Source organism: Brevibacillus centrosporus (genome assembly GCF_046622605.1).
Lineage (GTDB): Bacteria > Bacillota > Bacilli > Brevibacillales > Brevibacillaceae > Brevibacillus > Brevibacillus centrosporus.
The window spans coordinates 463,307-478,270 of sequence record NZ_CP176856.1 but is presented as its reverse complement, the minus strand read 5'-3'; the positions used below and the strand labels follow the sequence as shown (position 1 = coordinate 478,270).

The 14,964-nt window shown below is 51.6% G+C and carries 13 protein-coding genes and 1 pseudogene; 5 read left to right on the top strand and 9 right to left on the bottom strand.

All coding sequences use genetic code 11. From position 1 onward, the window contains the following. Positions 1-14: 14 nt before the first annotated feature. Genes ACLIN2_RS02590 through ACLIN2_RS02580 form a run of 3 tightly spaced genes read right to left on the bottom strand, consistent with a single transcriptional unit; the run spans position 15 to position 3,367 of the window. On the bottom strand, positions 15-1,169 hold the full coding sequence (locus tag ACLIN2_RS02590) for an HD domain-containing phosphohydrolase (protein WP_411503159.1): 1,155 nt from the start codon (positions 1,167-1,169) through the stop codon (positions 15-17). A gap of 25 nt (positions 1,170-1,194) precedes the next feature. After that, complete coding sequence (locus ACLIN2_RS02585; RefSeq protein ID WP_310236339.1) at positions 1,195-1,818, bottom strand: response regulator transcription factor; 624 nt, start codon at positions 1,816-1,818, stop codon at positions 1,195-1,197. Further along, positions 1,811-3,367, bottom strand: coding sequence for a sensor histidine kinase (locus ACLIN2_RS02580; protein WP_310236341.1), 1,557 nt, complete (start codon positions 3,365-3,367; stop codon positions 1,811-1,813). Before ACLIN2_RS02580 ends, ACLIN2_RS02585 begins: the two co-directional genes overlap by 8 nt. A 268-nt stretch (positions 3,368-3,635) precedes the next feature. Here ACLIN2_RS02580 and ACLIN2_RS02575 point away from each other — a divergent pair, with 268 nt between their 5' ends. Genes ACLIN2_RS02575 through ACLIN2_RS02565 form a run of 3 tightly spaced genes read left to right on the top strand, consistent with a single transcriptional unit; the run spans position 3,636 to position 7,114 of the window. Continuing rightward, a complete protein-coding gene (locus tag ACLIN2_RS02575) occupies positions 3,636-4,574 on the top strand; it encodes an AAA family ATPase (protein WP_411503158.1) in 939 nt (312 codons plus the stop codon). A gap of 3 nt (positions 4,575-4,577) precedes the next feature. After that, entirely contained in the window at positions 4,578-5,768 is a 1,191-nt protein-coding gene (locus ACLIN2_RS02570) for a DUF58 domain-containing protein (RefSeq protein ID WP_411503157.1), read from the top strand. Further along, complete coding sequence (locus tag ACLIN2_RS02565; protein ID WP_411503156.1) at positions 5,765-7,114, top strand: DUF4129 domain-containing protein; 1,350 nt, start codon at positions 5,765-5,767, stop codon at positions 7,112-7,114. Before ACLIN2_RS02570 ends, ACLIN2_RS02565 begins: the two co-directional genes overlap by 4 nt. Positions 7,115-7,266: 152 nt before the next feature. Here ACLIN2_RS02565 and ACLIN2_RS02560 read toward each other — a convergent pair whose 3' ends face one another. Continuing rightward, positions 7,267-8,295 (bottom strand): NADH:flavin oxidoreductase/NADH oxidase, encoded by a 1,029-nt coding sequence (locus ACLIN2_RS02560; protein ID WP_092270748.1) that lies wholly within the window; start codon positions 8,293-8,295, stop codon positions 7,267-7,269. Positions 8,296-8,505: 210 nt separating this feature from the next. Between ACLIN2_RS02560 and ACLIN2_RS02555 the strand changes: the two are divergent. Next, positions 8,506-8,895, top strand: a pseudogene (locus ACLIN2_RS02555) (MBL fold metallo-hydrolase); the annotation flags it as partial. A gap of 67 nt (positions 8,896-8,962) precedes the next feature. Here the strand turns inward: ACLIN2_RS02555 and ACLIN2_RS02550 are convergent. Further along, positions 8,963-10,066 (bottom strand): citrate/2-methylcitrate synthase, encoded by a 1,104-nt coding sequence (locus ACLIN2_RS02550; RefSeq protein WP_411503155.1) that lies wholly within the window; start codon positions 10,064-10,066, stop codon positions 8,963-8,965. A gap of 120 nt (positions 10,067-10,186) precedes the next feature. Continuing rightward, on the bottom strand, positions 10,187-11,101 hold the full coding sequence (locus ACLIN2_RS02545; protein ID WP_092270739.1) for a LysR family transcriptional regulator: 915 nt from the start codon (positions 11,099-11,101) through the stop codon (positions 10,187-10,189). A 287-nt stretch (positions 11,102-11,388) separates the two neighbouring features. Between ACLIN2_RS02545 and ACLIN2_RS02540 the strand changes: the two genes are divergently transcribed. Beyond that, positions 11,389-13,038 (top strand): hypothetical protein, encoded by a 1,650-nt coding sequence (locus tag ACLIN2_RS02540; RefSeq protein WP_411503154.1) that lies wholly within the window; start codon positions 11,389-11,391, stop codon positions 13,036-13,038. A gap of 64 nt (positions 13,039-13,102) precedes the next feature. Here the strand turns inward: ACLIN2_RS02540 and ACLIN2_RS02535 are convergent, their stop codons facing one another. The 3 genes from ACLIN2_RS02535 to ACLIN2_RS02525 all read right to left on the bottom strand — a co-directional run bounded on the left by ACLIN2_RS02535 (position 13,103) and on the right by ACLIN2_RS02525 (position 14,938). After that, entirely contained in the window at positions 13,103-13,993 is an 891-nt protein-coding gene (locus ACLIN2_RS02535; RefSeq protein WP_092270733.1) for a proline iminopeptidase-family hydrolase, read from the bottom strand. 26 nt (positions 13,994-14,019) lie between these two features. Further along, positions 14,020-14,484 (bottom strand): metal-dependent hydrolase, encoded by a 465-nt coding sequence (locus tag ACLIN2_RS02530; RefSeq protein WP_411503153.1) that lies wholly within the window; start codon positions 14,482-14,484, stop codon positions 14,020-14,022. A 91-nt stretch (positions 14,485-14,575) separates the two neighbouring features. After that, on the bottom strand, positions 14,576-14,938 hold the full coding sequence (locus ACLIN2_RS02525) for a cupin (protein ID WP_411503152.1): 363 nt from the start codon (positions 14,936-14,938) through the stop codon (positions 14,576-14,578). Positions 14,939-14,964: the final 26 nt, after the last annotated feature.

The window sequence follows — 14,964 nt, the reverse complement described above, 5'->3', positions numbered from 1 at the left end:
CCAGCAGGCTGAGACTATCCGACTCTGGAAGGTACGTGCGAGACTTTGGTAGGGGAATGAATCTGCACAGATTTCGCAAATGCCTTGACCACTGTTTCATCATAGGCTGTTCCTGCCATCGTGCAGATTTCTGCAAATGCTTCCTCGATCGTAGCCGTTTGCCGGTACGCCCGCGTTGTTGTCATGGCCAGAAAACTCTCGATGATTCCCAGGATTTGCGCCAATAGAACGATATCGCAGCCCTTCAGCTTTTTCGGATAGCCGGTCCCATCAAAACGCTCATGGTGCTCCTGCAGTGCTTGTACAACACGGGAGAAGGCGGGATCATCCCGGAACATTTCATAGCCAAACTGGCAGTGCTCCTGCACGATCTGATATTCAAACGTCGTCAGCTTCTCATCCGTTTCAAATACGTAGTCCGGAAACTTGATCCGGCTGACGTAATGCAGTAGAGAAAGTAGCTTGATCTCCCAATCGTTGACATCTTCATCCGGAAATTCTCGCAGCATCCGCTTGATCAGTCGACTCATCTGCTCGATTTCCCGGCTGCTCGTCTGGGTCTTGCGCTCAACGATCGGTACAAGCGTATTGAGCAGCGTGATGGCATACTCTCGATTGTGCGCGTCCGTGGCTTCCTTCGCATCGCCCATCCGGTTTTGAAGCGTTGTAAAGCCAAGCCAGGTGCACAGCCCGCTTGCCGCTGCTAATGTCAGATGAAAAAAGATATCCATCGTAAACTCACCGCTCTGTCCCACTCCGAGACTCAGCGCATAGAGCAGATAACTAATAGCCCCCCATACGATGACCAGCGCTTTGTCGTAAAAGAAACTAAGGTAAATAGGATAAAGGATAAAAACGGTCCACAAGCCACTAAAATTCTGCGGATTATACAAGCAGAAAAACAGGAGCAAGGAAGCTCCCAAAAAAGCAGAGGCATGAAGTGAGTACGCCTCTGGCAGTACATAACGCTTGTGCAGCACATATACCGTCCAGCTGACAGCCGCGCAGACAGCCAAACCAACGATCGCTGTCCATTGGATCGTAATGATGCCCAGCGCTTGCAAAAGGACAGCCATCCCTGCATCCGCACTAACCAGTATCGATATCCAGAAAAACATCGAATCTGCCAGATAACTGGCGTGGTTCCTGCTTCTTTTCCTCGGCTTCATGATAGACCCTCTTTACTGTTTTGGCTTACGGCGAGACCTTGACCAGCCCTTTTTTCAGCGCGTACAGTACAGCTTGCGAGCGATTCGGCTGTCCCGTCTTGCGCAGGATGCTGCTGACATGCGTCTTGACCGTTGCTTCAGAGATGTACAGTCGCTGTGCAATTTCCAGATTACTCAAGTTATCGACGATCAGCTGAAACACTTCCTGTTCCCTCTCAGTAAAAGCGATGTCCGACTCCTCTTTGCGCTTGCGGGGAAGCTTGGATTGGAAGCACGAATATCCCATCATTACCATGTCCATCGTATGCAAAATTTGCTCAGGTACGGTGTCCTTCATGATGTAGCCATCGACATTGGACTCTAACGCCCGAAATACGTCCTCACTCTCGTCAAATGCAGTTAGGATCAATACCTTCATATCCGGGTACTGATCCTTGAGCTGCTTGCAGCCATCGATGATCGAGATGCCCGGCATCTTCAGGTCTGAAACGATCAAATCGGGCTTGATCGCCAGCGCCTTTTCTATAAGCTCATCCCCATCACTGGCTTCCTCCACCACCGTATAGCGTGGGGAACTTTCCAATATCATTTTCAATCCTTCTCGCACGATACGATGATCGTCCGCCAGCAGCAGCCTCACACTATCCATACATCTCCACCCCTTTTCTCGGTATGATCGCCAAAATCTCCGTTCCTTCGTTTGGCTTGGATCGAATATGGAATGTACCGCCTACTTGGGCAATACGCTCCCTCATTCCCACGACCCCATACCGATTCTCTTCTCTTCCCTTCTCTTCCGAAACAAAGCCGATCCCATCATCGCGCACCCGCACCTTTACCTGCACCGTAGATGCTTCCACGCTTACAGACAGTACGTGAGCCCGCGCATGCTTGACGGCATTGGCAGTCGCCTCCTCGATCATGCGGTAAATCGCATTTAGCACGTGCAGCTCTTCTTCGAGCATTCGTCCCTTTGAGGTGAAACGGACCTGCAAATCTGTACCGTTCGTCATCCGTTTCAGCAATTGCTCAATGGCTTCATACAGCTGCTCGGACTCTCGAAATTCACGGAGATGCGTAATCGTATGGCGAACTTCGCCGTGGCACCATTTGATCCGTTCCTCGATTTGTTCCAGCCGCTCGGCGACGCTTACCTTAACCTCATCAGGAAGTGAGCGTTTTAGCTGATACATCTGGGCTGACAAAAAAAATAGCTGCTGCGCCAATCCGTCGTGCATGTCCTGCGCCAGGTTGCGGCGCATCTCCTCGTGAAGTGATTTAGCCAAATCATATTTAATTCGATGCTGTCTTCCTTGCTGACACACGATGAGGGAGATGAACCGCAGCAGCAGGCGTTCTCCCCGATGGATGCTGCGCTTGGCCGGGATGGAAAAAATCAGGCATCCCCACGCCTCGCCCTCCAAACTCAAAGGCATGCAGACGTATGTATCCTTGCGACCGGAGTAATCGTCCAGAAGCTGGATTGTCAAATGACTCCATTCATCTGCACCCATTTCCAGCAAGGTGTTGAGAAAATACTCTCTCTTCCAGTCTCCTTCCCCTTCACGATCCTGGTAGAGACATAAATAGGCCTGCTCTGAATGGAAAACACGCCGTACCATTTGTTCGGTAGCCGCGCATAGATTCATAGCGGGGCTGGATACGACTTTCTGCAAAAACAAAAACAGATGGTAGCTTTTCGCATATGCCCTTTTCATGGAACGCAGTAAAGCAAACATGCATAGCGCCATGATGGCCCACATCATGATGTCGAGAATCAAGCGCAGTGTGGTGAAATCCATATCGGTGGGAACCATGGTAAGGGGAAGCCATTCTTGCAGTAGAGAAGCTGACAAGAGAAATAGAATGACAATCAGGAGCACCTGCTCCAATCGCAGCACCATCAACAGCCATAGCAGAGTAGTGTATGCGTAGAGCATAAAGGGACTGCTCCATTTGCCTGTCTCCATGATGAAAAACAAAGCCATTCCCATGTCGACCAGTCCGAGCAAAAACCAACGTTTTCGTGGAAGTGCATAGCAGAGAATGATGACGTACGCTACGGCGATGACCAGGAAAACAGCAAACGAGTGATAGCTTGAATCAGGTGCGTCCATATAGAAAAAGCAGAAAGCTAGAAGGAGCACCCATTGCAGAAAATAGACGGCGAGCCGAAATTCTTTTAACAACCAACCCATCAGGCAGTACTCCATTCCCCTTTTCCTGAAAACGACGGAAAATTAGGACTATATATCTATCGTACTTGATCACGTCAAACATTGACAATATATGAAAAATGTCGAACGCTGATAGATCAACACTTTCTATCTATACAGTTACATATGTTCGACAAAACATGATGTGCATCGGCAAGGCTCATCGTATCATTTGGCAAAAATAGGATGAGGCTTGTATAATAAATACTCAGGCTTCGTCCTGAATTTACGTCTGTAAAGGAGAATACTCATGGCCCATGCTGCTCTAGATAACCTGATCGCATCCGCCAACCGGGTAATTGTCGGAAAAGAGGAACAAATCCGCCTGCTCGTCACCGCCCTGCTCGCTCGCGGCCATGTGCTGCTGGAGGATTTACCCGGAATGGGGAAGACCGTTCTCGCCAAAACTTTGGCGCAGGCAATCGGCGGAACATACAACCGTCTGCAATTTACCGCAGATCTGCTGCCCTCAGATGTAATCGGTCTGCACATTTTCAACCAGCGCACGCAAGAATTTGAGCTGCGCAAAGGTCCCATTTTTGCCGACGTTTTGCTCGCGGATGAGATTAACAGGGCTACACCCCGTACGCAATCCGGTCTGCTCGAAGGCATGGAAGAGCGCCAAGTCACCATCGAAGGAATCACGCTGCCGCTCCCCCCTGTCATGCTCGTCATCGCGACGCAGAACCCTATCGAATCTGAAGGAACCTATCCATTGCCAGAAGCTCAGCTAGACCGTTTTTTGTTTAAGCTTTCGCTCGGTTACGGCACCCGGGAGGATTCCCGAGAGATTCTGAGGCGCTTCCGCAGCGAGTCACCGCTAACCGAGATCGAACCGGTCATCCGCGTAGACGAGATCGCCGCCCTTCAGCAGGAAGTGACTGGCGTCCATGTGAGTCAAGCAGTAGAGGAGTACGTGATTGATTTGACAGAAGCTACCCGCACCCACCGATCGGTCGAGGTCGGACTGAGCCCACGGGCGATGCTCGCTCTGCTTCGCTGCGCGCAGGCAGCTGCTTTTCTTTCTGGCCGCTCCTACGTTTTGCCAGACGATGTGAAATGGGTTTTCCCGAGCCTCGCTACTCATCGAATCCGCCTTTCGATGGAAGCAGAGCTGCATGTGACAGAATCTGAGATTGTGGAGCAAATCTTGAAAAGCGTAGCGACACCTGTCGAAGAAAGCGTGTAGGCAATGAATACAAAGTCGACCTTTCACGTAATCGGCTTTCTCCTGCTGTTATTCGCCTTGTTCTCTGGAAGTTGGTTTCTTTGGCTGTTTGGCGGGCTTTTCTTTTTCATGCCAGCAGCTCAAAGCGGGTGGATGCGGCATATGCGCAGATGGGTCAAGCTCGAATGGATCGCGGACCAAAGCCGCGTCATGCCAGGGACGCCTGTGCGAGTAACGATCCGTATGCACAACAGCTCCTGGCTGCCACTTCCCGCTACCTGGCTGCGCATTACCTTGCCTGAACACGTCACTGTCGAGGGAGCAGACGAAGTGCGCCAGACCAAGCAACGAACCGTCGTGCGACTTCGCCTGGATGTGCCCTTTCGCCAGAGCGCAGAACGCGTCTTGACTCTAACCCCTCATGTCCGTGGAGTCGTTTGGTTGACTGAGGCTCAGTCCGATTCGCTCCCCCTGTTTGGAGACGAAGTAAGCCAGCTCTCCTTGCCTGTTTCGTTTTCGCTGCTGGTCTACCCGTTGCCGCTGCCCTTGCCTCCGATCCAGCTAGCAGATACCGAACCGGACGGCAGCAGGCTCTCTCATCAACGCCAGCAAGAGGATGTCACCTTTCAGCGAGGCGTTCGCGCTTATATTCCGGGAGACCGCTTCAAGCACATCCACTGGAAAGCAACGGCAAAAACCGGGTCTCTGGAAACGCGGCTGTTTGAACATACATCTCGTCCAGACTGGCGAATCATCGGGCATATCCTACCCTCGTATGAGCCATCGCAGCAACGGTATAACGATGCGATCAATGAGCGGACCATCTCTTGTCTGGCAGCCTTATCTATCCTTTGCAGAAAGCGGTCGCACGGCTACGAGCTTTTTCTCAGTGTGAAGCAGCGCGGGCGAGAGTACTACCATCTCCCTGCCGGCAGCGGCAAAAAACATCATCTGCACGTCATGACTCAGCTTGCCCAGATGCACCATTACGTTACGACTCCGCTAGCTGTGATCCTTCGTCGGCTGGAAGGTTCTGCTTCCCGTGAGTCTATCCTGCTAGTCACGCCACGCTTCGATCGCGATCTCGAACAATCCATCGATCGGTTGGTCAGACGCGGGCACATGGTAGTTGTACTGGACCTTTCTGAGGAGCAGTTGCTGCTGCGCCGTTTCGATACAAGCCGCTCAGCGAATGGAAGGAGAGTGGCACGATGAGCGTTACGACAATTGGCCGTTGGTCGCTTGCCTTTTGGCTCGAAGCCTTGCTGCTCGCTTGCGCTGCGATGATGTTTGGCTGGCTGACCGTCAGCTTGAGCCATTTTCTGATGTTTGGTATTGTGGCCTCCCTGCTGTTCGTCTTGGGCAGTGTTGTCTTTCACGAAGGAAGCCGAAGCCCCTTGCTCCACTTCCTGCTTTATCCCGTAGTCGGCGGGGTTGGGCTGCTAGTGTGCGTGACCTTTGATTCCTGGGTGATCGCGCTGCTCGGGGCAGGCTTGTTTTTTTGGCGCATTCATTCCGTCGCTTCAGAAGGGATCAATCACGCCAATCTGCTGCGTAGATTTGTGCTTGGTTTCATGCTGTGCCTCATTCAGTTTACGGTAGCGGGCTTGTATGGAACCGCCGTGCATGCCGAGATGTTCGATCCTGCTATATACTATTGGATGCTGGGACTGATCCTCGGCAGCTACCTGCTCACAAGCCTGGTGGAGTATGTGACGCGCGCGGAAACGGTCACCACACGACTCCCAGCCTCTATTCGCCTAAAGCTTGGCGGACAAGTGCTGGCTGCCCACTCCCTTTTGGCCCTGAGCTATATGCTGGTGGCAGCTGCCATACTGGGGCTGCTGGCGTTCCTCTGGGCATGGCTGAAAGGCCCTCTAGGAAGCGGCCTGTACTGGTTGGTCAAGCCTATCCTGGAGCAGCTGGCTGCATGGAGCGAAGCCTTGGCAGGTACTCTGGGTAAGGACCAACGCGTCCATGATCTGTTGGAAAATCAGGGAGCAGGTGCAGATCAGGGATACGTGCCCGTCGAGACAGGAGAGCCGCTGATCTCCTTGCTGGAGCCTTACCTGATCGCTGCACTCTCACTGGTCGTCCTGACTGTGCTCGCCCGGGCGATCTGGAAAAGGCGGTTTCAAAAAGCCTCCCAGGCTAAAGAGGCAGCCTCCACAGAAGCTTCGACAGTCTGGTCGCCACTTGGCTCTGCTGCCAAAGAAGATCCACGCCCTCTGTGGGATGTACGCGAGTGGTTTAAAAAGGCACCTGGTCCGGCAGACGATCCCGTTCGTTACGCGTACTACCAATTTTTGCAGCACACGACGTCGCTCGGTTACCCGATCTATCGCTACGAGACCAGCCAGGAGTACTTCCGCAGGCTTCAGCAGCAAATAAGGGATTCGGCCTTTGTCCAGCTTGCTGCTACGATCACAAATAGTTATGAGCGCTATCGCTATCGGGAGCAGACCCCAACCCCCGAAGAGCTCGCTGCTATGCAGCAAGCGGTGAAAGCCTTGCGGGATACGTCAAAGAGCGATGCACGTGAGCACGTAGCGCCACTTTGAACGCGGCTTTTTCCCGGTAACGGGTGGACAGATAGCGAAAACAGCTGGTTTAATCAAATGTTTAAACCCCCTCAAAATAGAGCAGCCCCTCCCACCTCAAACGGATGGAAAAGGGCTGCTCTGTTTGTCTTTTTGACGGTCATACTCCTGAATTAAAACGCACGTCCGTACTGCTTCGGCGGTTGTAGCTCCTCTGGAGAGAGCGCACGAATCGCATGGATCGCCCAGTATGGGTCACGCAGCATACCGCGGCCTACTGCGATCAGATCGGCATCGCCGTTTCCTAGCGTGGCTTCGGCAAGCTTCGCGTCGTCCAGATTTCCTACTGCAATCACAGGTACGTCCAATGCCTGCTTGATGGCACGGGCCAATGGGACCTGATAGCCAGGATGCACTCCCGGGCGTCCTGCCGAGCCGATCGGACCTTCTCCGCCACTGGACAAATGGAACACATCTACGCCCGCTTCTTTATAGCGACGGCATAGCTCCGTGCTGTACTCCAAGCCGTATCCACCATCTACGTATTCGACTGCAGAAACACGCATGATCAACGGCATATCCGCTGGGATTACTTTTTTGACAGCTTGAATCACTTCTACTCCGAACAAGGCGGGATCTTTGCCGTACTGGTCGTCCCGCTTGTTGATCAGCGGAGAGTGGAACTGGTGAATCAAATAGCCGTGCGCCCCATGGATCTCGATCGTGTCCATGCCTGCTTCCACCGCACGTCTCGCAGACTCGGCAAACTTGACGACCATCGCTTGCACCTCTTCGGTAGTCAAAGCGCGAGGCATCTTGTAGCGAGAGCCTGGAAAAGCAATGGCTGAGGCAGATACAGGAACCTCTGCATCCTCGGCTTTGCGTCCGGCATGTCCGATCTGTATGCCGATTTTAGAACCGTATTTATGTACTTCGGAGACAATGCGAGAAAACGCAGGGATTTGCTCATCTGACCACAAGCCCAGATCGCCGTTTGAAATGCGGCCATCCGGCTCCACATCGGTCATCTCCACGATGATCAGCCCGGTTCCCCCAACTGCACGGGAGACGTAGTGGACAAAATGCCAGTCAGTGGGTGTACCGTCATGCGCGTCCACCGAGTATTGGCACATTGGCGGCATGACAATCCGATTTTTCAATGTAAGACCTTTCAGTTGAAGCGGGGAAGACAACAACGCCATTTTTTCCACTCCTTTTGTATTTTTCATCATCATGCCAAAAGTAAGTATGATATGCAATGCCTGCCTGCACTTTGAAGCACCATCGGGAAAATGACATCGGAAAAAGCATGGACGGAAAACGAAATACATAATAACATATAGTTACGTAAAAACAAATTTTCCTGTGGACCTATGCAAACCTGTTCGCCATGAAAACCGAATTTGAAAGGAGCCCATGAACAGGAGGTACCCTACATTCAGGGCGAGCTTCCTCTCATCAAAGATGAACATGTCAAGCATCCACCAAAAGGGAACGTGACCGATCTGCTGGAGGATAGTCAAGTGCTCCCCTTTTTCGGAGGGATTCAGGTGATCCATACTCCTGGGCATACCGCAGGACATGTCAGTCTCTATTTACGCCAAAGCAAAACGCTAATCGCTGGGGATTCCATGTACAGCGTGGATGGAAAGCTGATGGGGCTTCATGTACCAACGGCTCTGGACCCAGAGATGGCCCAGCGCTCCCTGAAAAAATACGCAGATTACGAAATTACCTCTGTCATTTGTTATCACGGAGGAGTCAGTACGCAGGACATCCAAGCGCAGATCGGCGCTCTATAGACAAACAAATCCCCCCTCTGGAGCTTGCTCTGTTCCAAAGGGGGGATTGTCTACTCACGTCATCTGATTACTCCGGCATGGTGCCGATGTAATTGGATTGTGGACGAATGATACGGTTTTTGCTAGCCTGCTCCAGCACATGAGCACTCCAGCCTACGACGCGGCTAACGGCAAAGGTCGGCGTGAACAGATTGTCGTCAAGACCTACTGCACGCATAACCGCAGCAGCGAAGAACTCGACGTTGGTGTTCAGCTTGCGCCCTGGCTTGTATTCCTCCAGCAGCTTGAGGCCTACCTTCTCCACATGTGTTGCCAGATCGAACCACGGGTCGTTCGCAGACAGCTCGGATGCGACTACGCGCAATGCAGTGGCACGCGGGTCGATGGTCTTGTAGACGCGATGTCCGAAGCCCATGAGGCGTCCACCGTTCTCCAGCTTGCTGCGCAGCCACGGTTCCGCATTTTCTTTGGTAGCGATGGCTTCAATCATTTCCGTTACTTCCGAAGGTGCTCCTCCGTGCAGCGGTCCTTTCAACGTGCCGATCGCTGCTGTGATGGCAGACACCAGATCGGATTCCGTAGAGCTGACGACACGTCCTGCAAACGTAGACGCGTTCATCCCGTGCTCCTGCGTCAAAATCAGATACGCATCCAGCGCACGCACATGGGCAGGGTTCGGTTTCTCGCCTTTCAACATGTACAGGTAGTTGGCTGTATGACCCAGATCGGGGTTTGGTTCGAGCGGTTCAGTTCCTTGCAGACAGGCAAAGCGATACGCGACGATTGTCGGCATCTTGGCCGCCAGCGAAATCACTTCATCGATGGTAGGTGGAAAGCCATGCGATGAGCTTCCCAGTGCCGATACACCTGTACGCAATACACTCATCATATCTACATCTGCCGGAATGAGCTTCAAAATCCCTTTTACATGCTCAGGCAGTTTACGATTCGCTTTTAGTTTGCTGCTCAGATCAGCCAGTTCCTCTGCACTTGGCAAATGCCCGAACCAGAGCAGGTGAGCAACTTCTTCAAATGTGTGGTGAATAGCCAGATCACGTGCCCAGTGACCGCGATAGACCAGCAAGCCATTGATTCCGTCTACCAGACTGAGATCCGTTTCCGCTACAGCGATTCCATCCAGACCAATTGCCAACGTATGTTGTTTATTCATTGATCCCACTCCTTGATTTCATCTCTTTTCCTCCAGTATAAATGATTCGGATTCGTAAATGAAATAAAACAAAATCAAGCTTTTGATCACAATATGCAATCAATCATATGAAAGCGAAATTCAGGATCTTCCCGAGATGACAACAGGCGGCATCGGCGCGTACAAGGAGTGCAAAATCTCGACGAAATTTTGCGCTGTGTCGCTGACGCCTCCCTTTGGCATGACGACATAGGAGGCTACTTTTGGCAGCACGAGTCCGGGCGTCGGCAGCTCGATAAAACGATTTTCAAACAAGTCGCGACTGACAGCCGTTCGCGGCAAAAAGGAAACCCCCAACCCCTCCTCAATGAAGCGCTTGGTAATGTCCACTTGAGAGACAGCCATCGTCCGCAGCGAAAGCCCCCTTTGTCTTAGCACCAGCAGCAATTCATCCCAATAGCCCGGATGATTGTGCGTTAACAGCCGTTTGCTTTGCAGCTCCATTTCCCAATCAGGCAACGGCGCTTCCATATCTCCCCCGTTGGAGGGCACTGCGAATACGACTGGATCTTCATAAAGCAAATAGGTAGCCAGCTGAAATTCTCCAGGCACCATCCGTGTCAGCCCAAGGTCGGCTTGGCCGCTCTGTACCAGCGGTCCAATCTCAACGGAGTCCGCAATCTTAATCGCCAAATCTACATCCGGGTACAGCTTGGTGTAGCGACGCAGCAAATGAGACAATCTTGCGCGGGCGATGATCGGTGATACCGCCAGATTCAGCTTTTCCCGATACCCCTGCCGCCATGCCTGCAAATCCTCAATCCCGTGATGCCATTGCTCCAAGAGTGCTTTCGCATGCGGCAAGTAGCGTTTTCCCGCAGCTGTCAGGCGCACTCGCTTGCCCACTCTTTCAAACAACTCTATTCCCAGTTCTTTTTCTAGCTGTCGGATATGCTGACTGACGGTTGGCTGAGCGATGAACAAGGCTTCGGCCGTCTGATGAAAATTTTCCGTCGTAGCCGCGACCATAAACGTTTGCAGCACACGAAAATCCACTTGCTTCCCCTCCTTATTTCAGAACTGGTGTTTACCACTATCTATTTACCTTATATATAACAGGCATGACGATCGCTCCTACTCCTATCTTGGGGAAAGTCCGTTGTGGAATGCAAGCTCTTTCCCGTTGTCTTTGATCCTATCACCCGGGCCTTATTTCCTATTTTTAGAAAAATTTTACTGTAACATACATTTCTTCAAGCCCCTTATGGTACAATACGAAATCGAGTGCGAAATTCCATACAACCGCACTTCAATACAGAGAGAGATACCAAGGGAGGAACCTCATGGAAACCGCAACAAACGTGACCCCACCGCGCAAAAGCCTGAAAAAGCCTTTGCTGATTGCCGGTGTGGCAGCTGTCGTGGTTCTCGGTGGACTGGGAACTGCATTTGCAAAGCTCGATGTTTTTAAAAGCGCGAAAACTATTTATCTGCAATCGGAAGCAGAAAGCATGCTGAAGTTCTCCGACGACATCTCGCAGGCTTACGGAAAATACGAAGACTACATGAAGCCCTATCTGGAGCAGCCTGTTCACTCCAGCATGGAAATCAGTGATATCAATCTGGATGCGACCATTCCGGACCCAGAAGCTCAAAAAATACTCGACCTCCTGAAAAGCGCCAAGTTCGTCATGCAAAGCAACGTCGACGAGCAGAAGCGCCAGCAGTCGGGCAACATCGAGGTACATCTGTCCGACAAAAAACTGGCTACCCTCGAATATTTCCTGAATGACACAACTTTGGGCTTTAAGCTTCCGGAGTTTTATTCCAAATACGGCTTCGTCGATCTGAAAGACCGCGATGCGCTGAAAGAAAAGCTGGGGCAGGATTTGCCGAAGCGTTTCATGACTTACAACGATCTCTACAAAGCTGTTTCAATCAAGCAGGATGAAGTGCAAAGCGTGCTCACACCTTATGCGCTGCTCTATGCAAACAGCTTGAAGGACAGCCAAGTGACGCTCAAAAAGGATGTGGCTTTCTCCGAAGAGGGCTTCCAGGCGAGCGCTCGTGAAGTTACGGTCAGCTTTACAGAAGAAGAAGCACGTACATTGGCTACGCAGCTCGTAGAAAAAGCCAAAGCCGATACGAAGCTGTTTGACTTGATCTATACACGCTATCACAATGTCGCAACGCTCATGACAGACAGCGGCTATGAGTTCGAAGAGATTTCCAAGGAAGAGTTCAAGAAAAACTACGACCAAGGCTTCGACGACATGCTCGCCGATCTGAAAGAAAACACTACGACAAGCAACGAACAGCTGAAAATGGTGATGCTCATCGACAACGATCACCAAATCCTGTCTCGCAAGCTTTTGTTCACTGGTGAAAAAGGCAACGAGGAACAAGTCTTCCTCAACACCGTCACTTACAAAAACGCGGGAGACAGCTACTATCGCTATACCCTGCTCAATCCAGAAGCGACGGAAAAAGGCGAAATGTCCTTTACGTACAAAGCCTCTGAAAAGAGTGGCAAAACAACAGGGAATGTCGGCATAGTTGTCAAGGAAGCAGACGCTGAAGTGCTCAACCTCAAATCCGATTTCGAAACAACCAAAGAAGATAAGAAGGAATCCGGCAACTACAACTTCACCCTGGCGTTCCAAGACGAATTCCAGCCTCAGCCAGTCTCTCTGTCTGGTACCATCACCATGTCAGAGACCAAGACGGACAAGGGCGCAGACGCGGACGGCAGCGTAAAGCTCACGTTCAACGATCCAGATCCTGAGATGCCAAAGGGTATTAGCTTCAAGCTGAAATCAAAGGCTGAATTCGGCAAAGCTTTGGAAATCCCGGCTCTGAACGCGGAAAACTCCGTGAATCTGGCTACCGTCACAGACGAGCAAATGATGGAAATCCAGCAGGAAGTAGGCATTTCCGCTCAAAAATTCATGGAAGACAACGCAGAGCTGGTCCAACAGTTCATGGTGCCTTAACTTACAAAACGCTATAAAGCGCGGGGATCGGTTTGAAGTGACCCCCGCGTTTTTTCTTTTTCTTCTATTTACTAGTGCGATCTGCTTTCTCCAAAAATGCCCGAACCGTCTTTCGATAAACTTCTGGTTCCTCCAGATAGGCAAGATGCGAGCTGTTTTCAAAGACGTGGAATTCCGCATTCGGGACAAGAGATTGATAATACTGCGTTGACTCCGGAGCTGCTTCATCGTAACGCCCGCATATGAAAAGACTGGGAATCTCGATTTCATGCAGCTTTGGCGTGTAATCAAATGTCTTGAGATTTCCCGTCGGACAAAATTCGGATGGTCCCCACATCTGCATATAGATATCTTTGTTGCCTTTGGAGCGGCTTTCTACCATCACAGCTGGCAAAGGATCGAGTCTGCACACATGCCTGCTGTAGTATACTTTCATAGCGTCCTGATATTCTTTGGAGTCCGTCGTTCCCTGCTCCTCGTGCCTCGAGATGGTCTCCTGCACCTCTTTCGGCAGCTGGGACAGGAAGAGATCGGCATCCTGCTTCCAGCGTTCTGCGCTGAGACATGGACTGGAAAAAATGACGCTCTGCACGCCTGCCGGTTTGCGATCCACCAGATAAGCTGCCGCGAGCATCGTTCCCCAGGAATGCCCCAGAATATGTACGTGGTCGAGGCCAAGCGCTTCGCGAATATCTGCAAGCTCCTGCACAAATCGCTCCGTTTTCCACAACGCGTCATCTGTTGGCCGATCGGAATTTCCCGAACCGAGCTGATCGTAAAATACAACCGGTCTTTCGTCAGCCAAAACGTGAAGGGCTGCCTGAAGCGGATCATGTGTGTTGCCCGGCCCACCATGCAGCACGATCAGAGGAGTCTTCTCCTTGTTTTCTTCCCCGAGCAGGCTGTACCATACTCTGCCCCCTGGAACCTTCACATAGCCTTCTTTTCGCTCCATGCCATTCCCTCCGTTTTCTTTCCCTGCTACAGGGATTGAACCAGTCTTTCTGCGCCTCCATTATAGCCCCAGTACAGCAGGTAGGCGACCGCCATATAAAATACGAGCCGATCCATCTGCCGATAAAGTCTTTTGGTCAGCTTGATGCCGACCCAGCCTTGGCGAATCGGCCATAAAAACTGGATGCGTCCCACCATAGCGTCGCTGATCAGATGGGACAGCAAACCAAACAAGGCCGCTTTCGCCAGGAATGTATCCCCAAATAATAAGGCAGGCAAAAGCAGGATCACCCAGGAATGCGTCAGGGTCCTGTGCCCAATCCCTTTTTGCATCGCGTATGAGAGCGGTCTTACCATGCTCCCCAGCTTGCTTCGTGTTTGATCAATATCCGGCAAGAGTCCCATCCCAGCTCCCATCGCGACTCCCTTCCATGAAGGGTAGGCGTAGTAACCAGCCATGGCCCCCAGTACCAGATGTGTCTTCCATGTCATTGCCTTTCACACCGACTTTCATCGTTAGTAAGGAGAATTGTGCATCGTTAGTGCGTCTGGCGGTTCCTTGTTCTCTTCTATTGTTGTCGTTCTACACCTGCAAGAGTGGCATAAACGAATCAGGATCCAGTCCCTCGCCTTCGATGACAAGGGCGACCATCCCTTTTTCCGTCCCTGACTCATGTCCTTCCCCAGTGATCCAGAAAGCAGCCTGACCAGCGGCGATAGGGATTCGTTCCTCTTCCTCCCCACGCACCCAGCCTTCTCCTGACACGACCAAAAAGAGCTGAGGAACGACTGCCGGATGATAGCCAACCACTCCAGAAGCATCCAAATGTATACAGCCGATGTGCACCGGGCCTGGTGTTTGCATAATGCGGGAAATGGTCGCGTGCGCAGAGTCAAAGCGATCGATTTTTCGACCTACCTGCTGATCAAAACGGAACAATTTCATGTGGCAAATCCTCCCTCTTCCAACAC